General features: G+C 51.4%; 18 protein-coding genes and 1 pseudogene. 9 read left to right on the forward strand and 10 right to left on the reverse strand.

The window, feature by feature from the left end; all coding sequences use genetic code 11:
• Nucleotides 1-64 precede the first annotated feature (64 nt).
• Together DI14_RS00005 and DI14_RS00010 are read right to left on the reverse strand one after the other, a co-directional pair.
• Nucleotides 65-589 carry a CarD family transcriptional regulator gene (locus DI14_RS00005; protein WP_081825769.1) on the reverse strand — a complete coding sequence of 175 codons (525 nt, stop codon included), beginning with the start codon at nt 587-589 and terminating at the stop codon, nt 65-67.
• A gap of 106 nt (nt 590-695) precedes the next feature.
• Nucleotides 696-1,127: a MarR family winged helix-turn-helix transcriptional regulator gene (locus tag DI14_RS00010; RefSeq protein WP_034803584.1), complete on the reverse strand. Its 432-nt coding sequence runs from the start codon at nt 1,125-1,127 to the stop codon at nt 696-698.
• Nucleotides 1,128-1,256: 129 nt separating this feature from the next.
• On the opposite strand from DI14_RS00010, the gene DI14_RS00015 reads away from it, so the two are divergent.
• Nucleotides 1,257-2,000 carry a hypothetical protein gene (locus DI14_RS00015; protein WP_051622466.1) on the forward strand — a complete coding sequence of 248 codons (744 nt, stop codon included), beginning with the start codon at nt 1,257-1,259 and terminating at the stop codon, nt 1,998-2,000.
• A gap of 44 nt (nt 2,001-2,044) precedes the next feature.
• On the opposite strand, the gene DI14_RS00020 is transcribed toward DI14_RS00015, so the two are convergent.
• The gene (locus DI14_RS00020) at nt 2,045-3,829 is read right to left on the reverse strand and encodes an SLC13 family permease (RefSeq protein ID WP_051622467.1); all 1,785 of its coding nucleotides are present in this window, start codon (nt 3,827-3,829) and stop codon (nt 2,045-2,047) included.
• Nucleotides 3,830-4,003: 174 nt separating this feature from the next.
• Here DI14_RS00020 and DI14_RS00025 point away from each other — a divergent pair, with 174 nt between their 5' ends.
• Genes DI14_RS00025 through DI14_RS00035 form a run of 3 tightly spaced genes read left to right on the forward strand, consistent with a single transcriptional unit; the run spans nt 4,004 to nt 6,249 of the window.
• Nucleotides 4,004-4,750 carry a methionine ABC transporter ATP-binding protein gene (locus tag DI14_RS00025; protein ID WP_051622468.1) on the forward strand — a complete coding sequence of 249 codons (747 nt, stop codon included), beginning with the start codon at nt 4,004-4,006 and terminating at the stop codon, nt 4,748-4,750.
• Nucleotides 4,743-5,405, forward strand: coding sequence for a methionine ABC transporter permease (locus DI14_RS00030; protein ID WP_034803590.1), 663 nt, complete (start codon nt 4,743-4,745; stop codon nt 5,403-5,405). The genes DI14_RS00025 and DI14_RS00030 overlap by 8 nt, the downstream gene beginning before the upstream one ends.
• A gap of 25 nt (nt 5,406-5,430) precedes the next feature.
• Entirely contained in the window at nt 5,431-6,249 is an 819-nt protein-coding gene (locus DI14_RS00035; RefSeq protein WP_034803592.1) for a MetQ/NlpA family ABC transporter substrate-binding protein, read from the forward strand.
• A 37-nt stretch (nt 6,250-6,286) separates the two neighbouring features.
• On the opposite strand, the gene DI14_RS00040 is transcribed toward DI14_RS00035, so the two are convergent.
• The 3 genes from DI14_RS00040 to ahpC form a co-directional block, all read right to left on the reverse strand.
• Entirely contained in the window at nt 6,287-7,123 is an 837-nt protein-coding gene (locus DI14_RS00040; RefSeq protein WP_034803597.1) for an aldo/keto reductase, read from the reverse strand.
• 124 nt (nt 7,124-7,247) lie between these two features.
• Nucleotides 7,248-8,771, reverse strand: coding sequence for an alkyl hydroperoxide reductase subunit F (ahpF, locus tag DI14_RS00045; RefSeq protein ID WP_024371035.1), 1,524 nt, complete (start codon nt 8,769-8,771; stop codon nt 7,248-7,250).
• A 12-nt stretch (nt 8,772-8,783) separates the two neighbouring features.
• Nucleotides 8,784-9,347: an alkyl hydroperoxide reductase subunit C gene (gene ahpC / locus DI14_RS00050; RefSeq protein ID WP_034803599.1), complete on the reverse strand. Its 564-nt coding sequence runs from the start codon at nt 9,345-9,347 to the stop codon at nt 8,784-8,786.
• Nucleotides 9,348-9,660: 313 nt separating this feature from the next.
• Here ahpC and DI14_RS00055 point away from each other — a divergent pair, with 313 nt between their 5' ends.
• On the forward strand, nt 9,661-10,356 hold the full coding sequence (locus tag DI14_RS00055) for a BglII/BstYI family type II restriction endonuclease (RefSeq protein WP_235193356.1): 696 nt from the start codon (nt 9,661-9,663) through the stop codon (nt 10,354-10,356).
• Between the two features lie 13 nt (nt 10,357-10,369).
• On the opposite strand, the gene DI14_RS00060 is transcribed toward DI14_RS00055, so the two are convergent.
• Complete coding sequence (locus DI14_RS00060; protein ID WP_034803600.1) at nt 10,370-10,816, reverse strand: very short patch repair endonuclease; 447 nt, start codon at nt 10,814-10,816, stop codon at nt 10,370-10,372.
• Between the two features lie 54 nt (nt 10,817-10,870).
• Nucleotides 10,871-12,241 (reverse strand): Sau3AI family type II restriction endonuclease, encoded by a 1,371-nt coding sequence (locus DI14_RS00065; protein WP_034803603.1) that lies wholly within the window; start codon nt 12,239-12,241, stop codon nt 10,871-10,873.
• A gap of 142 nt (nt 12,242-12,383) precedes the next feature.
• Between DI14_RS00065 and dcm the strand changes: the two genes are divergently transcribed.
• Together dcm and DI14_RS14920 are read left to right on the forward strand one after the other, a co-directional pair.
• On the forward strand, nt 12,384-13,718 hold the full coding sequence (gene dcm / locus DI14_RS00070; RefSeq protein ID WP_034803606.1) for a DNA (cytosine-5-)-methyltransferase: 1,335 nt from the start codon (nt 12,384-12,386) through the stop codon (nt 13,716-13,718).
• A gap of 147 nt (nt 13,719-13,865) precedes the next feature.
• Nucleotides 13,866-14,555, forward strand: coding sequence for an HNH endonuclease (locus tag DI14_RS14920; RefSeq protein ID WP_051622470.1), 690 nt, complete (start codon nt 13,866-13,868; stop codon nt 14,553-14,555).
• A gap of 35 nt (nt 14,556-14,590) precedes the next feature.
• On the opposite strand, the gene htpG is transcribed toward DI14_RS14920, so the two are convergent.
• Nucleotides 14,591-16,459 carry a molecular chaperone HtpG gene (gene htpG / locus DI14_RS00080; RefSeq protein ID WP_034803608.1) on the reverse strand — a complete coding sequence of 623 codons (1,869 nt, stop codon included), beginning with the start codon at nt 16,457-16,459 and terminating at the stop codon, nt 14,591-14,593.
• Between the two features lie 277 nt (nt 16,460-16,736).
• On the opposite strand from htpG, the gene DI14_RS00085 reads away from it, so the two are divergent.
• The gene (locus DI14_RS00085) at nt 16,737-17,117 is read left to right on the forward strand and encodes a VOC family protein (RefSeq protein ID WP_034803612.1); all 381 of its coding nucleotides are present in this window, start codon (nt 16,737-16,739) and stop codon (nt 17,115-17,117) included.
• Nucleotides 17,118-17,143: 26 nt separating this feature from the next.
• On the opposite strand, the gene DI14_RS00090 is transcribed toward DI14_RS00085, so the two are convergent.
• Nucleotides 17,144-17,770, reverse strand: a complete 627-nt coding sequence (locus tag DI14_RS00090; RefSeq protein WP_034803615.1) for a TetR/AcrR family transcriptional regulator — start codon at nt 17,768-17,770, stop codon at nt 17,144-17,146.
• Nucleotides 17,771-17,891: 121 nt separating this feature from the next.
• Between DI14_RS00090 and DI14_RS00095 the strand changes: the two are divergent.
• A pseudogene (locus DI14_RS00095) lies at nt 17,892-18,621 on the forward strand (SDR family NAD(P)-dependent oxidoreductase).
• Nucleotides 18,622-19,014: the final 393 nt, after the last annotated feature.

The following is a 19,014-nucleotide window of genomic DNA, read 5'->3' on the forward strand; positions in this document are numbered from 1 at the left end:
AGATTCTCGCTTTTTCTTTTACATTTTCAAATAAAAAAAGACCGCTTCGCACGGAAGGGTCCAATCAAACGGAAGCGATGGCTTCTTCGCTTAAATACGAGGCAATCTGTTGTTCGATTTCAGTTTCTGACTGCTTGAGCGCGAGCGACAACTCTTTGACGAGAATCGTTTTAGCGTTCTCTAAGATTTTACGGTCTTGCTCGTACAGTTTCTTGTTCAACAAATCGGCCTCTGCCTTCCGACGTGCCAGTGTGTTGATTACTTGTGCAATCTCTTGGCGATTGCCCGAATGGACGACGTTCAAAAATTCACGGTTCCGGTTGTTCGGGTGGGGATTCCACTCGACGCCAGGGGAACGAAACGACTCGAGAATCGATTTTGCCTCCGTCGCTTCAAGAAGCGTCAACATCATCACTTTGTCGCTGTCGACCGGGATGCTGATTTGAAGCTTCTGCGTGTTGTTGATTGGATGAAGCGTGTAGTACGACTTGGTCTCACCTGCGATTGTCTTATCGGAAATGTCGTCGATTTGACAGACGCCGTGGGTCGAATAAATCATTAAATCACCTTTTTTGAACAAATCGATCACCTCTCCCTTTCATCAAGTATAGTAGTTCATGATGTAAAATGTCAACTCGGTTGACATTTAGAGGAAGATGTGGTCCGTGAAAAAAAGACCCTTTCCGTTGAAGGGTCTACAGTTTCCAATCGGCTTGAAGCAACGTCTGCAGTTGTTGGAACGCCTCGTCACTAAGGGCGTTGGCGATGTCTCGCTCGAGGCTCGCCTTGAGCGCCTCGTTTTGTTCGTAACACGTCACGCCGAGCGCGGTCAGTTCGATGCATTTATCTTTTCGGCTCGTCGGATGGTCGGTCACGAGGACGAGCCCTTTCGTGTCCAAGTTTTTAATGAGTTTATGGATGGCCTGGCGGGAGACGTGGACGCCTCGTGTCACCTCGGCGATGGTCGGTTTCTTTTGATAAATCCGGGCGAGCACGTACCATTCCGAGTTCGAGATATAGATGTCGTGCTTGTCGTTCCAAGCCTGCTCGCTGATGCGTCGGATTTGATCGTGGCGTGCGGCGAGCAAATCAAGCAGCCGGGTCGAGCTCGTTTCGTTTGGAGTCAAAATGGCACTCCTCCATTCGTTTTTGTCGTTCCTAACTATACAAAAGCAAGGCGTAAGCGTCAAACTGAGGCGACGGTCGGCGTTTCAATACAGTCACTATTGAGAACAGACAATAAAGGAGGGATGACCATGCCGATGAGAACCGACCACTTTCAAGCCTATAAACAAAAGATTCTCGATTTGGCGGACTTAGAAGAAGCGACGTTGAAGAGTGAGACGTTCTTGTTCGAAGCAGACCCGGTCAAACCGCTCGAGATTTATTACGCGCCGTTCGAATACGTCAATCCGGATGCGAAAGTCGTCATCGCCGGCATCACGCCGGGCCTGTACCAGATGCGTCAGTCGTTCGAGGCGATTCGTGATTTGGCAAATGCCCCGGAGGAGGAGGCGCTCCGGTCCGTCAAACAACGAGGGAGTTTCTCAGGGCCGATTCGAAAAAACTTGGTGACGATGCTCGACGACTTGGACTTACATCGTCACCTCGGCATCGAGACGACGCTCGACTTGTTCGGGCCTGCGAACCACCTCGTCCAAAACACGGCCGTCTTGCCGTACCCGGTGTTCTATAAGGGGAAAAACTATAATGGGGCGAGCCCGGACCTGTTGAAGACGGATCTGTTCGGCTCCTATATCGACGGGATGTTCGCGGACGAGATGGCTTTACTGAAAGACGCGCTGATCTTGCCGATGGGTATCAACGTGCGCCGCGCCGTCGAAACGCTCGTCGACCGCGATCTGATTGATCCAGCGCGTGTCGTGAGCGGGTTTCCGCACCCTTCCGGTGGGAACGGACACCGGCATCGCATCTTTGCTGAGAATCGGGAGGCGATGCGCGCCCACATTGCCGAACACTTCAAACGTCATCCGATTTAAGCGCATCAAAAAAGGAAGAATCTGCGGATTCCTCCTTTTTTGTGTTACATGAACAATACGTACACCATCAGTACCGAGACGACGAGGAAAAGTAGGCTCATGATGCCGCCGGCTTTCATATAGTCGGCGTTCCGATAACCACCGGGTCCCATGATGAAGGCGTTCACTTGGTGCGTCGGCAAGATGAACGAGTTCGAGGCCGAGACGGCGACGAGAAGGGCGAGTCCGATTGGGTCCATACTGAACGTGTCGGCCATCATGAGGACGAGTGGGACGAGCAAGACCGTTGCGGCGACGTTCGACATAAAGAGCGAAAAGAACATCGTGATGAGCCCGATGATGAACAAGATGGCGAGAGTGCTCCATCCTCCGACGAGGTTGACGATGGCGTTCGCCGTATAGGCGGCCGCTCCGCTCTTCTCGAATGCCGTACCGAGCGGGATGAGCCCGGCGAGCAAGAAGACGGTCTTCCAATCGATTGCCGGATAAATCTCTTCTTTCGGGATGACGCCGAGCAAGATCATGAGCAAGGCGCCGGTGAAAAAGCTGAGCGACAGTGGAAAGCCCATGAAGACGAGTCCGAGTGAGACGACGATTGCGAACAGTGCCGGCTTTTTCTTGTTTTGTTGTGGTGCGAGTTCGGGTGCTTTCACGTCACTGAGCACCGCGACTTCGCGACCGTTACGAAGGTTGATTAAATCTTGCCAACGACCGTAGACGATGAGCTGCATCCCGGCTTCAAACGGGACGTCCTCAAGTGCCGTCTTCGTTCCGTCGTTGCCGACGACGGCGAGCGGTTCGAGCCGGAAGTTTTTCCGGAAGCCGATGTCGCGAAGCGTCTTGCCGATGAACGGCGATGTCGGTGGGATGATAATTTCGGCGAAGCCGCTCTCATCTTCGTTCTCAAGCGAGGCGAAGTGTTCGAGCTCGGGCTTAATGTTCACACCATAATCGTCTGCGAACCGCTCCACCGCGTCCTTCGTCCCAAGAACAGCGAGCGTCTGCCCTTCGGCGAGGTGCGTTTTCCGCCATGGGCCATAGACGTGACTCACATCTTCACGAAGGGCGAGGATGTTGAGACCGTACGTCGACCAAATATCGAGTTGTTCAATCGTCGAGCCGGTAAGCCGGGCGTTGACGTCGAACTCATGGATGTCGGTCGTCAAGTTGTGCGTCTCTTGCATGAACGAGGCGCTCGTCGCTAGCTTCTCACCTGAAGCTTTCGGTAAGACGAGATTTCCCGCGAAATAAAAATATAGAATTCCCGTCGCAAGCAAGGCGAGCCCGATTGGCGTGACGGCGAACAAGTTCAAGGCGTCAAATCCCGACTCGGTCAACAAGTCGTTCAAGATGATAAGCGGACCCGAGGCGACCATTGTCAGCGTCCCACCGAGGATGGCGGCGAAGCCCATCGGCATGATCAGTTTCGAGGCCGGGATGTTCGCATTCTTGCTGATGCGTTTCAGCGCCGGCAAGAATAGAGCAGCCGCACCGATGTTTTGCATGAACGCCGAGATGAGGCCGACGGTCGTCGACGTCGTTGCCATCACGTTCTTTTCTTTGACGCCGACACGTTTCGTGATGAAGCCCGCGACGACGGACATGATACCGGAGCGTTCAACGCCATATCCGATTAACATGACCCCAATCACCGAGATGACCGCGTTCGAGGCGAATCCAGAAAACGCCTCGTTCGCCGTGATGACGCCGGTCCACGGCAAGATGACCATGATTAAGACGGCGACGAGGTCGGTCCGGAGCTTGTCGGTCACAAACAGGAAAATCGCCAGCGCCAGGACGGCGAAGGTCAATCCGATTTCAATTGTCATTTTTATATACCCCCTATGGTATTATCTGTTTTCATTATAGAGGCCGAGGTGGGCGATTGGGAAGTGAAATGTTCTGAAGCCGATTGGATGGAGCGGAAGAACTGACATTTGTCCTTTACTTCGCTAAAATGGGATACGGGTATCACACAGATTTCATAAGGAAAGGGACAGTCGATGATTACGTTAACGAATGTACGCAAACAGTTTGGACGCGATATAGCTGTAAAGGACGTCTCGCTCCACGTCGACCGTGGGGAAATCTACGGCATTATCGGGGCGAGCGGTGCCGGTAAGTCGACGGTGCTCCGGCTCATGAACTTGCTCGAGACGCCGGACAGCGGCACGGTCGAGATTGACGGGTCCGTGCTGACCTCGCTCTCGACACGGCAGCTTCGCGAAAAGCGACACGTCATCGGGATGATCTTTCAGCAGTTCAACCTCGTCGCCAATAAGACCGTCTATGACAACGTCGTCGCACCACTCAAGCTAGCCGGTCGACCGAGAGCGACGCACAAGGAACGGGTGCTCGAATGTCTCCGTTTCGTCGGGCTCGAATCGTTCAAGGACAAGTATCCGGCCCAACTGAGCGGGGGACAGAAGCAACGCGTCGCCATCGCGCGGGCGCTCGCAAACGAGCCGCACGTCTTATTGTGCGATGAACCGACGTCCTCGCTCGACCCGAACACGACGGCCGAGGTGCTCGACGTGTTGAAGTCGATTAACGAGCGACTCGGCGTCACCATCGTCATCGTCACGCACGAGATGGACGTCATTAAACAAGTGTGTGACCGCGTGACCGTCATGGCGGACGGGTCTGTTTATGAGACGATGGACCTCGTCCCAAGCGGTGTGCCAGTCATCGACAACAATCCGAGCTGGTTCGTCGACCAGCTGAAGAAGGCGGGTGAGACCGATGCCTGAAGTGCTCGTCCAATACCAGACCGAGATTTGGCGTTCAATCGGCGAGACGTTCATCATGGTCGGCGTCTCGATCCTCGCCGCCGTCCTCGTCGGTCTACCGCTCGGCACATGGCTCTACTTGTCCCGAAAAGGGCAGCTCTTAGAGAATCGGGCCGTCTTCTCCGTCCTCAACTTGGTCGTCAACATCGTCCGGTCGTTCCCGTTCCTACTACTCGTCGTGTTTTTGATTCCATTCACACGGCTCATCATCGGAACGGCCATCGGGACGGCAGCGGCGACCGTGCCGCTCGCCATCATCGCGATCGCCCATTACTCGCGCCTCGTCGAGCAATCGCTCTTAGACGTCCCGCGCGGCGTCGTCGAGGCGGCGGTATCGATGGGCGCATCCATCAAAGACGTCATCTTCAAGTTCTTATACGTCGAGGCCCGTTCCGGTCTCGTCCTCGGGCTGACGACGTCCATCATCAGCTTCATTTCGTACTCGACCATCATGGGGGTGGTCGGGGGCGGCGGCATCGGTGACTTCGCCATCCGCTACGGGTATCAACAGTTCAAGACGGAGCTCATGATGTACATGATTCTCATCATGCTCCTCTTCGTCCAGATGATTCAGTTCACCGGTACGACCGTGGCCCGTCTCATCGACAAACGCTAATCAAACACAGAAAGAAGGAAAACCAATGAAAAAATTAATGGCCCTCTTCGCTTCACTCACGCTCGTTCTCGCGGCGTGTGGAAACGACTCAGAAACGAACACGACGGAAGCCCCGTCGAACGAGCCACAGACGCTCAAAGTTGCATCGCTCATCCCGCCGATGACGGACATGCTTGAGATCGCGAAAGAACAGCTTGCCGAAGACAACATCGAGCTTGAGATCGTCGTCCTCGGGGACAACGTCCAGCCGAACACGGCGCTCGCGGCAGAAGAAGTCGATGCGAACTTCTTCCAACACGTCCCGTACATGGAAGAGTTCAATCGCAGCAACGATGCGAACCTCGTCCCGATCGAGCCGATTTACTTCGCCAACTACGGGGTCTACTCGAAAGAGTATGACAACATCGACGACATCCCGGAAGGCGCGACGATTGCCATCGCGAACGACGTGTCGAACATCGACCGTTCGCTCTCACTCCTTGCCCAGCACGATGTGATTGAGCTCGGTGAAAAGAACGGTTCATATTACACGCAAGCCGATATTACGGAAAACCCGAAGAACTTCACGTTCCAAGAAGTCGACTTGCTCATGCTCGCGCGCGCCTATGACGACGTCGACGCGGTCCTCATGACACCGGCCTACGCGGCACCGCTCGGGTTGACGCCGAAGACGGACGCCCTCTTGACCGAAGGTGTCGATAACGACTTCGCGATCACACTCGTCGCCCGTGAGGACAATCAAGATGATGAGGCGATTCAGAAGCTCGGCGAGGCGCTCACGAGCGATGAAGTCCGTGCCTTCTTAGAAGAGAACTACGACGAAACGGCGATTCCTGCGTTTTGACGACAAAAAGATTGAGCCCGTCGCGGCTCAATCTTTTTTAGTACTCTTCATATTCTCTCGGGTCTTGATTATCGATACGTCCATCCGGTTTTGTCAGCGCGTTGAGCGTCTTCATCTCGCCCTCGGTCAATTCGAAGTTGAAGACGTCGAGATTCTCTTTTTGGTGCATCTCGCTCGACGAACGCGGGAGTGGGATGACGCCTAGCTGGACGTGCCAGCGCAAGATGACTTGCGACACGGTCTTCCCTTTTTGTCGTGCGAGCTCGGTGATCGTCTCGTCATGGATGACAGTGCGGGCGCGACTGAGTGGGCTCCACGCTTCGGTTATGATGCCTCGTTCCTTGTCGGCATCGCGTTGTTCGACTTGTGAGAAGTAGGGGTGCATCTCAATTTGATTGATGACCGGCGTCTCACCCGTCTCCTCGATTAAACGGTCGAGGTGCTCGGGCATGAAGTTCGATACACCGATGGAGCGAATCCATCCGTTTTTCTTCGCTTGGATGAGGGCACGCCACGCCTCGACATACTTATCTTGTTTTGGGTTCGGCCAATGTAAGAGAAATAGGTCCCAATAGTCGAGGTTCGCCCGGTAAAGCGACTCGCGAATCATCTCGAGCGCGTCGTCATAGTCGAAATATTGACCGCGTAGCTTTGAGGTCAGAAACAGTTGCTCACGTGGGATACCGGATTGACGGACCGCCTCGCCGACCGTCCCTTCGTTGTCATAGCGGATGGCCGAGTCGATCAAGCGATAGCCGTTCCGAATCGCGCCCGTTATCGCGTCGACACCGGTTTCTCCTCGTAAATAGACGGTACCGAGCCCGATGGCGGGAATCTCATAGCCGTCATGTAGTTTGATGGTTGGGATGTTCATAAAATGCCTCCTCATTCAAAATCCGTTCTCTTGTCCGCTATTCCACTTTCCCGGGGAATCAAACGTTTGAATCGGTCGCAGAACGATGAAAAACGCGTCCTCACAGTGGAGGACGCGTTTTGCGTTAGTTGCGAATCATATAATCGAAAGCACCGAGTGCGGCCGTCGCACCAGAGCCCATCGAGATGATGATTTGTTTGTAGGCGCTGTTCGTGCAGTCACCTGCCGCGAACACACCTGGGACGTTCGTCGCGCCATGACGGTCGACGACGATCTCCCCGAAGTTGTTGCGTTCGACCGAGTCGAGCCAGTCCGTGTTCGGTACGAGGCCGATTTGGACGAAGACGCCTTCGAGTTCGACGTGGTGCGTCTCGTTCGTCTCGCGAGACAAGTACGAGATACCGTTCACTTTGTCCGTACCCGTGATTTCTGTCGTCTGTGCGTTCGTAACGACGGTCACGTTCGGGAGGCTGTGAAGGCGGTCTTGAAGCACTTGGTCGGCTTTGAGTTCAGGAGCGAACTCGAGCACCGTAACGTGCTTGACGATTCCGGCAAGGTCAATCGCTGCTTCAATCCCAGAGTTCCCGCCACCGATGACGGCGACGCGCTTGCCTTCGAAGAGCGGACCGTCACAGTGCGGACAGTAGGCGACACCTTTGTTTTTGAACTCGGCTTCACCTGGGACGTTGACGTTGCGCCAGCGTGCACCTGTCGAGAGGATGACGCTCTTACTCTTCAAGACAGCACCGTTCTCGAGTTCGACTTCGACGAGGTCAGTTTTCTCGAGACGCTTCGCGCGCTGGAGGTTCATGACGTCGATGCCGTACTCTTTCACGTGCTCTTCCAAGCTCGCGACGAGTTTCGGGCCTTCCGTGTAAGACGTTCCGATGAAGTTCTCGATCCCCATCGTGTCCATCACTTGACCACCGAAGCGCTCGGCGACGATTCCTGTGCGGATGCCTTTACGAGCCGCATAAACAGCAGCGCTCGCGCCAGCTGGGCCGCCACCGATGACGAGGACGTCATACGGATCTTTGTTTTCGAACGCCGAAGCGTCCGGGCCTGTGCCGAGTTTCGCTAAAATCTCTTCAAGTGACATACGTCCGTTGCCGAATGCCTCACCGTTCAAGAAGACGGTCGGGACAGCCATGATTTCTTTCGCTTCGACTTCCGCCTTGAAGGCGCCACCGTCGATCATCGTATGGGAGATGTTCGGGTTGAGCACGCTCATGACGTTCAGTGCCTGGACGACGTCTGGGCAGTTGTGGCAGCTGAGGCTGATATACGACTCGAAGTGGTACGTGCCTTCGATCTGTTGAATTTGTTTGATCGCGTCCGCGTCGACTTTCGGCGCTCGGCCGCTCACTTGGAGCAACGCGAGGACGAGTGACGTGAACTCGTGACCGAGCGGGATTCCTGCGAAGACGATTCCCGTCTCTTCAGACGGACGGCTCACGCTGAAACTCGGTGTGCGATCGAGTGTGACGTTCTCGACCGAGATGCGTGACGACATGCTCGCAAGTTCGTTCACGAGGTCGAGCATCTCTTTTGAGACCGTGTCGTCTCCAGCGCTGACACGGAGGACGACATCGCCCTCCATGAGCTGGAGATATTGGTCCAACTGTTGTTTAATATCTGCTTCTAACATGTAATCCGCTCCTTACAACTTGCCGACGAGGTCGAGGCTCGGGCGAAGTGTTTCAGAACCTTCTTCCCATTTCGCCGGGCAGACTTCGCCTGGGTTGTTGCGGACGTATTGTGCCGCTTTGACTTTGTTGACGAGCGTGCTCGCGTCACGGCCGATGCCGCCTGCGTTGATTTCAACTGTTTGGATGACGCCGTCTGGGTCGATGATGAACGTACCGCGGTCAGCAAGGCCATCTTCTTCGTTCAAGACGTCGAAGTTGCGTGAGATTGTGTGTGATGGGTCACCGATCATGATGTACTCGATTTTGCCGATTTTCTCAGACGTTTCGTGCCATGCTTTGTGCGTGAAGTGTGTGTCAGTCGATACTGAGTACACTTCGACGCCGAGGTTTTTAAGTGTCGCGTATTCGTTTTGAAGGTCTTCGAGTTCAGTCGGGCAGACGAACGTGAAGTCAGCTGGGTAGAAGCAAACGACGCTCCATTGACCTTTGAAGTCGTTGTCCGATACTTCGAGGAATTCACCTGTTTGGAATGCTTGTGCTTTGAACGGTAAGATTTCTTTGCCGATTAATGACATGGGATATGTCCTCCTTGGTTTTTTACTCTAGTGGACTTTTGTCTCTACTAGAATAATTATAATGTAATACTAACTTCATATAACCGACCAAAAATGTCAAGGCGTTTGCATGTCTGGGAAAATGTTGATACATCAACGTTTTATGTACGAAACGCTTAATATAAGGAAAGAAAACGATTACAAAATAAATGTGCTTTTGTTTTCAATCATGTATCCTGATAAAGTGATTAGGAGTGATGAGAGTTTGAATTAATTGAAGAAACAGCAATGATTCTCGTCATAAAGTACATCATTATCAATTACAGACAAAAGGGTGAGACAGTTGAACTATCGAATTCATTCACACCGTTTCGGGGAGACGATACTTAAAAATGATAAGGAATTCACAGAGATTTGGAGAGAAATCCACGACATCATACATTCCATAAGTGATGACGACATCATTCAAAAATTCGAAGAGAAGTATGCGGACAAGAACAAAAGTCTATCTTCGACCTTGAATGATTTATTCAAATCGGAGTTTTCTAAGAGAGGCTGGGCCAGCGAAAGCCCAATCTTCCAAGATCGCGATTATTCAGAGAACGTATGGCGCCTTGATTTCGCTAAAGAGAATATCTCGCTGGAAGTAGGTTTCAATCATTCGGGAACGATTGCATGGAATCTGTTGAAACCGGTTATTGCGAGCGAGTTGAATCATGTTGAGAAGGCAATTCAAACTCGAATCGGTGTAATCATCTGCGCGACCCAACGACTTCAGCGTGCCGGAAACTTCGATAACGCTATCGGGACGTATGAGAAGTATGTCCATCATTTAAAGCCGTTGAACACGCAGTTGACTGTACCAATCGTCATCATCGGGCTTGAAGCGCCCGACACGTTCAAAATCGTCGAGTACTTGAATGAAGGTGGCAAAAAAAGAGGCCGTGTAGAAGGAATCTACACGAACCTGTTGATTGATGATACGACGGAAACGTTTGATGAACCATTGTTTGACGAGGATTTAGATTAACGAGTGAGGGTTGTCATCCGCTCCGTCTATGACGGTTGACCTTGGCCATGTCGACGAAATGGGTGATGGTATGAATCACGTGGTCGAAGTCCTCATTGACCTGATGCTCCCAAAACCGAAGGATGATCCATCCCTCCTCGACGTAGTGTCGTGTGACGTCGGCATCCCGTTCGATGTTACGTCCAATCTTTTGTCGCCAGAACTCGGCGTTCGTCTTCGGGATTTTAAAGTGAAGGGGGCAGCCATGCCAATAGCAGGAGTCCAAAAAGACGACGACACGGAGTCCGGGAAACGAGATGTCTGGTGTCCCATACAGCTTCCGATTGTTCTTCCGATATCGATATCCGGCAGCCCAAAGTGCTTTTCGGACCTTCACTTCCATTTTGGTATCCTTGCCACGATTCCCGCTCATCGTCTTGAAGACGGCTGGACTCGATGCTTTCGGTACATTTCTGGCCATACCTTCACCTCCCTCTAGTAAGAGGATTCCACTTGAGGGAGGGAAATACTCATGTTAAGCGTCTAGAATCTGTCGGATATAGCTTTTGTCCAACCAGAATGATTGCTTGGTGATCCATTGACCATCCGGAAGACGAACTTTATCCTGTCCATCGGCAGCTTTTGAGCGAACGTGAGCGACCCGATTAAACTTGGCACCTGGCAGGTTGTTCTTGACCCCTCGCTTCATAGGCGTCAATTGAACACCTGCACGGACCACCGCTTGTGTTTCAAGCCACATCGATTTTACTTCGCCGTCAATCGTTTCAAGCGGCATGTTCCATAATCGTATCCCTTCGAAGCGAGGGATACGTTTTTGTTTGGAAACGTACTTCTCATCGTATCGGAAGATGAGGAAGAGGTATTTTTGTTCGGCAAACGTGTCATATAGATCAGACTCTTCCCATGCCTCTCGGGACAAGGCCTCGAAGTCGACTTTACCGAACGACATATGTTCCCGAAGATTGCCGTCAGGTTCCCGAGCGATTGTCTTGAACTTGATATTGGCCTTTGCAAACTCCTCAATGCTCGATAAATCGGTCTTTCGGACACCTAAGAGCTTTGCCATGACGCGAGGAATCATCGCCTTATTCCCCGGGTTATAAGGGATACCGGTCTCTTCGCACAAATCGAGTAACGTCTTTCCATAATGAGGGGAGAGGCGTTCCTCGAGGAGCTGTTCGAGAGACATCTCTTTCAGTTCACCATGCGAGGCAATCGACTCCATCAGTTCTGGGGTCAAGTACTGACGGACAAGCCCGGACATATAAGAAGATTTTAGTGAGAAGGCGCGCGGTTTTGCGGGTTGCTCTGAGAACGGTTGGCTGCGTACGACCGATCCGTTCGCTCCTTTCGTGCAAGCGGATAGATACATCGTATCGGCCTCGGAAATCAAATGGGCCTCGCCACGTTTGATTTTTGCGACGATTGTCTCCCAGTCTTGCCGCATCACGTCCAAATCCTCTTCTGAGAACTCATTCAAGAACGCCTTGTAGATACGGTAGTCGTCGATAGGGATGTTTGGTTCATATTGATAAAGCATAATCAGCATGCTCGTGGCTTTGGATAAGAAGCTCGACGTCTCGAACGAATACTCGTGCTCGTTATGATAATCGATCATGTTCAAAACGAGCCGCTCCTTCGATGAATATGTACCATTTTTATTTTTCTTGAAAGGGGTGACCTTCAACTCGATGCCGAGTTCCTCGAAATCGGGTCGAGCGTCCGAATTGATTGGGTAACCGAAATGGCTTTCCTCAATGACATGTCCGAGGGCACCTTTTGAGCGGACATTCTTGATGCGTCCGGTCGTGTCGATTTCACCAAACGTCTTCCCTTCGGCCTCTCTTGCCTTATCCATCAATTCTTGAATCGTTTCATACCGCAAAGTGAATCCTCCTATATTTTACATTTATAACCATTATAGCGTACCGCTTGATCGAATTCATCGTTCGTGATACACTATTTCCATTGAGTCGAAATTAAAAATAGAGTAAATTTAAGATAGAAAATGCGAAAGGGTGTTCCCATTGATTAAAGTAGTTGAGTTATTTGCTGGTGTAGGAGGTTTCCGCATCGCACTTGAAGGAATTAAAGATGTGAATGCCGAGCCTACATCGGACAAATTCGATGTGGTTTGGGGCAATCAATGGGAACCGGCGACTAAGAGCCAGCCGGCCTTTGATTGCTACGCCGAACGGTTCAAGAACCGAGGTATACATTCGAACGAAGATATCGCCTTGTCATGGATGGAGGCAGGCCCGCATCATCTGTTAGTAGGCGGGTTTCCTTGCCAAGACTACAGCGTGTCGCGCAGCCTCAAGAACGAGCAAGGCATCCAAGGGAAGAAGGGCGTCTTGTTCTGGGAAATCATGAACATCATCGAACAAGAGAAACCACCATATGTGTTGCTCGAGAACGTCGATCGCCTCATGAAGTCGCCGGCCAAGCAACGGGGACGTGACTTTAGCGTCATGCTTCGTGCGTTCGCCGACCAAGGCTATACGGTCGAGTGGCGCGTCATCAATGCGGCCGACTATGGGTTCGCGCAACGCCGTCGTCGCATCTTCATCTTCGCGACCCGCACCGACCTGAATCATTCGGTACGTGCTCAACAGGCAAACCCTGAGGAATGGCTGCTCGAGTCAGGATTCTTCGCCCCGGCATTCCCGGTCCATGAACTGACGAGCGAGAAACATCCGGGCTCGCAGTTCGAACTGCCGAAAGATATCGTCGAAATCTCTGACACGTTCTCGGCCACGTACCGGAACGCAGGAATCATGTCGGGCAATCAGGTGACGACGCTCGAGACGTTACCTAAACGCGAAGTGCCGAAGACACTCGGCGAAGTGGTCCAAGAAGTCTATGAGCAGTTCGGTCCTGCACCGGAGCAGTATTATTTGGACACCGAGACGATTAAAAAGTCGGGTCGGAACGAGCGGGAAGAGTTGGCTTACTTGAAAGGACCGAAGAAAATCGAGCGGACTTCGGCGAGCGGTCACGTGTATGTGTACGCGGAAGGCGGCATGTCGTATCCGGACTCGCTCGACCTTCCGGGCCGCACGATGTTGACGAGCGAAGGCACATGCAACCGTTCGAGCCATGTCATCGAAGATCCACAGACGAAGAAGCTTCGTTACTTGCGGCCTGAGGAGTGCGAGGGGCTGAACGGATTCCCATATGGATGGACGGACACGATGACGGACCGAAAACGCTACTTCACGATGGGGAACGCCCTCGTCGTCGGATTAATTGAGCGGATGAGTCATCGAATCGCAGAAATCCATGAGCAAGAGGATGATCGGAACATTTTGCAGGAAGCGATTCAGATGCAGTTGTTAGGTACGTACAATAACTTTAAATAAAATCAATCCTCTTTCTACGTTTTGATTGATTATTGAATTCGATTACTGAATTCAATAATTTTTCGTAACGATAGTGAGAGGATTTTTGTTGTCCTGAGGCAAATATTTGCTTTAGAACAAATAAATAGCTCATAGGAGGAGTGACATTTGAATTTACCAATTTTACAACCAAGTGGAAGAGGAAGAGAGTTTAATTCTGTTGATGACTTAAAAAAGTATCGAGTATTAATTGCTTATCTTATCGATGGTCTTAGTCATAGGGAAATCGAAAATAGGATTCTAAAGCCTGCTTCTAAAAAATCCAATGGCTTTGAATCGATGAATATTTTAAGATACCTAGGCCTGAGTGATGAGTTCAAAGGTATTTTTAAAAATTATTCAGTAGATGGAATGATTGAAGAACTTACATCGCATAGCGGATATGAGGAAATAGTGAATATTCTTAGCTCTGTAAGTATGGAGTTAGCGTATATAACGGAAGAAGATGTAGATGCCGAGGAAGTAGAGAGCGGTGGCATGGTATTAGAAGGACAAGAACGTTATTACTACGGGAAGCGATACGAGCGGGAAGCTTCAAATCGGAAAAGAGCCATCGAAATTCATGGTGTGAATTGTATCGTATGTGACTTTAACTTTGAAGCGGCATATGGTGAACGTGGCAAAGATTATATTGAAATCCATCATTTGAAACCGCTGAGTACTTTAAAGGAACCTATGAGAGTTGATGCTGAAACAGATTTGGTGCCAGTCTGTTCTAATTGTCATCGAATGATTCATCGGAGAGCTGAACAAGTATTGTCACCAGACCAGTTACGGCAGTTGATGAACAACAGATAAAATGAAAAAGACAGAGGTCGCCCTCTGTCTTTCCATTATTCTGCCATCAACGCACACACCGCATTCGAATAGGCGACCGGGTCTTCAATCGGTAACCCTTCGATGAGGAGCGCTTGCTGATAGAGCAAATCGGTGTACTGTTTCGCTTTCGTTTCGTCTTCCTTATAGATGCGCTGTAACGTCTGGAAGATGGCGTGATCGGCGTTCACTTCAAGCACTTTCTCCGCTTTCATACCGCCACCGTTCGGCATCGTGTTCAAAATCTTCTCCATCTCGATTGAGACATCGCCGGCGACCGTCAAGCAGACCGGATGTGACTTGAGACGTGTAGATGCGCGCACTTCTTTGACGCGGTCGCCGAGCGCTTCTTTCATGAAGGCGAACAAGTCTTGGTTGTCTTCGTTGAGCGATTTCGCTTCCGCGTCATCGAGACCGAGGTCGCCGCTCGCAATTGATTTGAACTCTTTGCCGTCATACGACTGCAGCATCTTGATGGCAAACTCGTCGATCTCTTCTGTGAAGTAGAGGATTTCATATCCTTCTTCCTTCAAGCGTTCTGCTTGTGGCAAGAGGTCGATGCGATGAATCGATTCACCTGTCGCATAATAGATATACTTCTGATCTTCCTTCATTCGCTCGACATACTCTTTAAGCGAGACGAGTTTCTTCTCATGAGAAGAATAGAACAGAATCAAGTCTTTCAATTCGTCTTTGGCTGCGCCGAACTGGTCGTACACGCCGAACTTCAACTGGCGACCGAACGACTCATAGAACTTCTCATAGTCCTCACGCTCGTTTTGGAGCATCTTCTCGAGCATGCCTTTGATTTTCGACTTCACGTTCTTCGCAATCACGCGAAGCTGGCGGTCCTGCTGCAACATTTCACGGGAAATGTTGAGGGAGAGGTCTTCGGAGTCGACCATTCCTTTGACGAAGCCGAAGTAGTCTGGCAAGAGGTCGGGTGACTTCTCCATGATTAACACGCCATTCGAGTAGAGCTCGAGCCCTTTCTCAAATTCTTTTGTGTAGTAGTCGAATGGAACCGTTGACGGGATGTAGAGGATTGATTGATAACGAATCGTCCCGTCGACGTTCAAGTGCAGGTGCTTGAGCGGCTCGTCGAAGCCGTAGCGCTTCTCATGATAGAACGCCTTGTAGTCCTCGTCCGAGAGTTCGCTCTTCCGTTTGCGCCAAATCGGCACCATGCTGTTGATTGTCTCTTCTTCGACATAGTCCTCGTATTCTTCCGAGTCGTCTTTTTGACGATGCTTCGTCACATCGAGCTTAATCGGATAGCGGATGAAGTCCGAGTGCTTCTTGATGAGCGAACGAATCTCGTACTCTTCGAGAAACGTCGAGTACGTCTCGTCGTCCGTGTCAGCTTTCACATGTAACGTAATCTCGGTCCCGATGTCGGCCTTATCCGTCGGTTCAATCGTGTAGCCGTCCGTGCCTTCCGATTCCCACAAGTAACCTTGCTCGCTGTCGACCGAGCGGGTGCGCACCGTCACACGGTCCGCGACCATGAACGCCGAGTAGAAGCCGACGCCGAACTGGCCGATGAGGCTATGGTCTTCTTCCATCTTCGTCGCCTGTTTCATCGCGAGCGAGCCGCTCTTGGCGATGATCCCGAGGTTCGACTCGAGCTCGTCGGCCGTCATCCCGATCCCGGTGTCGCGGATGGTGATCGTCCGAGCGTCTTTGTCGAGTACGACTTTGACGAAGTAGTCGTCCTTGTTGAAGTCGAGTGCCTCGTCCGAGAGGGCCCGGTAATACATCTTGTCGATGGCGTCACTCGCGTTCGAGATGAGCTCACGGAGGAAGATGTCCTTATGCGTATAGATTGAGTGGACCATCAACTCTAAAATTCGTTTCGATTCGGCTTGAAACTGTTTCTTTGTCATGATCGTTCTCCTTTATTCGTTCGATTTTGGCACTCTGTATATAAGAGTGCTAACACTATTGATTATCCTAATTTTTAGAAAGATGTCAAGACGCATCAAACAAAAGATTGACGCGGGGCTCGGATTCGCCTATAGTTGAGTACATGCGATGAGCTGGTCTATGTAAGACGGCGGACATTCCTTTTAGGAGCACGTTGTGGAGCGTGGTTCGACGCGGTAGACTTTTCGAGAGCACCTCTAGTGAGAGGTGCTCATTTTTTGTATATGGGGGATTATGATGCAACTACATACCATCCATCACGTGGCGATTATCGCCTCGGACTATGACGAGGCGAAGCGGTTCTATATCGATATCCTCGGGTTCGACGTCATCCGCGAGCATCATCGTCCGGACAAAGGCGACCACAAGATCGACCTGCGGCTCGGCGCGTACGAGCTCGAGCTGTTCATCAAACCGGACAGCCCGAAGCGTCCGAGCTTCCCGGAGGCATGCGGACTCCGCCATCTCGCTTTCAAAGTCGATGACATCGAGGCGGTCGTCGCCGAACTGAATGCGCACGGCGTCACGACGGAACCGATTCGGGTTGACACGTTCACAGGCGAGAAGATGACGTTCTTCTTCGACCCAGACGGTCTGCCGCTCGAACTGCACGAATGAAGCCCCTTCACGCGAAGGGGCTTTCGTTATGGGCGCACATACGACAAGAGCATCTCGCGCAGTACCCGTTGCTGGATGGCCGGTTCGATGTCGTCCTCTAAATAGCTGATATGTGACTTCAAGATGATGTTGTTGCCGAACGTCCCGAACGCATTGATGATCGTGACGACGGTCGCTTTCACGTCGATGTCACTTCGAAGTGAGCCGTCCGTCTTCCCATGCTCAATGAGCGGTTCGAGCGTCTCCATGATTTCGCGCTGCAACTCGATATAGTCGTCAATCCCGGGAAGGGGATTTGCGACGGACGAGGCATAGCTCTCGAACGCCTCACGGAAGCGGGAATGGTTTGTCTGCTTCAGCTGTTGCTCGAGCAAATAATCAAGAATCGCCTCGAGTCGCGAGTAGGCATTTCCCGGTCGGTTCGTCAGTTGTTTGAACGCGTCCAACGTCGGTGCCAAATTGCGCACGGCCGCGGCAACGATTAACTGGTCTTTTTTCGGAAAGTACCGGAACAACGTCGCGACCCCGAGCTCGGACGCGTCAGCGATATCCTGCATTTGCACCCGTTCAAATCCGTCTTGTAAAAAGAGCACCTCGGCTTGCTCAATGATGCGATTCATTCGTTCTACTTTATTTTGTTGTCGTTTACTCATGAAATCACCTCTTTGTATCTCGTTATTATACCGTGTCGAAGCAGTTTCGTTGAGAATCGAATGTGCATCGACTACTATTATGATAGTTAGACTATCATAATTTAAGATTGGAGCTGGAACAATGCGGTTAACGGGGAAAGTAGCGGTCATTACGGGGGCAGGTAGCGGTATGGGTGAGGAGACGGCTAAACTGTTCGCGCGCGACAGACATCAATGTAGACGCGGTGACACGTGTCGTCGAAACGATCCGGACGAATGGAGGAGAGGCGCTCGCACTTCAGCATGACGTCACTTCGCGCAGTGATTGGGAAAGAATTTATGATGAAGTGCGATCCGTGTGCGGGAAACTCGATATTCTCGTCAACAATGCGGGCATCGCGCTCGCAAAACCGTTCTTGGAACAGACCGAGGACGATTGGGCGCGGACGTATCGAATCAATATCGATGGCGTCATGCTCGGGACACAGTATGCCATCCCGCTCATGGAACAAAATGGCGGCGGTTCAATCGTCAACATCTCGTCGATTTCGGCGCTCACCGGTATGGCCGGTGCCGGTGCCTATACGGCTTCAAAAGGAGCCGTCCGGTCGCTCACGAAAGCGGCAGCCGTCGATTACGGGAAATACAACATTCGCGTCAATTCGGTCCATCCAGGCTATATCGTAACGCCGATGAGTGCGCCACACATGGAGCAACCAGACTACAAACGGCATTTCTTGAACCAAATCGCCTTACCGAATCTCGGTCGGGCTGAAGAAGTGGCGATGGCCATTCTCTTCCTAGCGTCGGACGAGGCGAGTCACATCACCGGAATCGAACTTCCGGTCGATGGGGGCGTCACGGCGAAATAAGAAAAATCATTTGTCCAGGTCAGAGGAATCCCTCTGGCCTTTTTCATATTATTTTTCGAAAAAACCATATTAGAGATAGACAAATTGAGCGTTTCCTAAAATAGCGTCTCTCGGTCCACATCGAGGACGCGAATGGTCGCGCGAGTCAGATGGAACACGTCGTCAAATAAATATAAACGAAATCATCTGTATAGGGCTACTCCCGTTTTGGCGAAATGTTGACGGCTTTCGTTGAAACGACATGATATAGTCGAAACTAGAAGGTGTTCGATTGAGTGATGTAATAGTTGAAAGGTGACGTTTGAAGTACGAGCAATGAATTTTAGGAAAGAGAGTTTAGAATTCAGAGAAAATCGAAAAAATAACAAAGAGGTAAAGTGGCCACGTTTAGAG

The organism is Exiguobacterium sp. AB2 (assembly GCF_000696055.1).
Lineage (GTDB): Bacteria > Bacillota > Bacilli > Exiguobacteriales > Exiguobacteriaceae > Exiguobacterium > Exiguobacterium alkaliphilum.

What these genes read in the sequence shown, in the direction of transcription:
- DI14_RS00015 (WP_051622466.1), top strand. Translation starts at nt 1,257, where the DNA reads ATGCCGATGAGAACCGACCACTTTCAAGCCTATAAACAAAAGATTCTC.
- DI14_RS00020 (WP_051622467.1), bottom strand. Translation starts at nt 3,829, where the DNA reads ATGACAATTGAAATCGGATTGACCTTCGCCGTCCTGGCGCTGGCGATT.
- DI14_RS00025 (WP_051622468.1), top strand. Translation starts at nt 4,004, where the DNA reads ATGATTACGTTAACGAATGTACGCAAACAGTTTGGACGCGATATAGCT.
- DI14_RS00030 (WP_034803590.1), top strand. Translation starts at nt 4,743, where the DNA reads ATGCCTGAAGTGCTCGTCCAATACCAGACCGAGATTTGGCGTTCAATC.
- DI14_RS00035 (WP_034803592.1), top strand. Translation starts at nt 5,431, where the DNA reads ATGAAAAAATTAATGGCCCTCTTCGCTTCACTCACGCTCGTTCTCGCG.
- DI14_RS00040 (WP_034803597.1), bottom strand. Translation starts at nt 7,123, where the DNA reads ATGAACATCCCAACCATCAAACTACATGACGGCTATGAGATTCCCGCC.
- ahpF (WP_024371035.1), bottom strand. Translation starts at nt 8,771, where the DNA reads ATGTTAGAAGCAGATATTAAACAACAGTTGGACCAATATCTCCAGCTC.
- ahpC (WP_034803599.1), bottom strand. Translation starts at nt 9,347, where the DNA reads ATGTCATTAATCGGCAAAGAAATCTTACCGTTCAAAGCACAAGCATTC.
- DI14_RS00060 (WP_034803600.1), bottom strand. Translation starts at nt 10,816, where the DNA reads ATGGCCAGAAATGTACCGAAAGCATCGAGTCCAGCCGTCTTCAAGACG.
- htpG (WP_034803608.1), bottom strand. Translation starts at nt 16,459, where the DNA reads ATGACAAAGAAACAGTTTCAAGCCGAATCGAAACGAATTTTAGAGTTG.
- DI14_RS00085 (WP_034803612.1), top strand. Translation starts at nt 16,737, where the DNA reads ATGCAACTACATACCATCCATCACGTGGCGATTATCGCCTCGGACTAT.
- DI14_RS00090 (WP_034803615.1), bottom strand. Translation starts at nt 17,770, where the DNA reads ATGAGTAAACGACAACAAAATAAAGTAGAACGAATGAATCGCATCATT.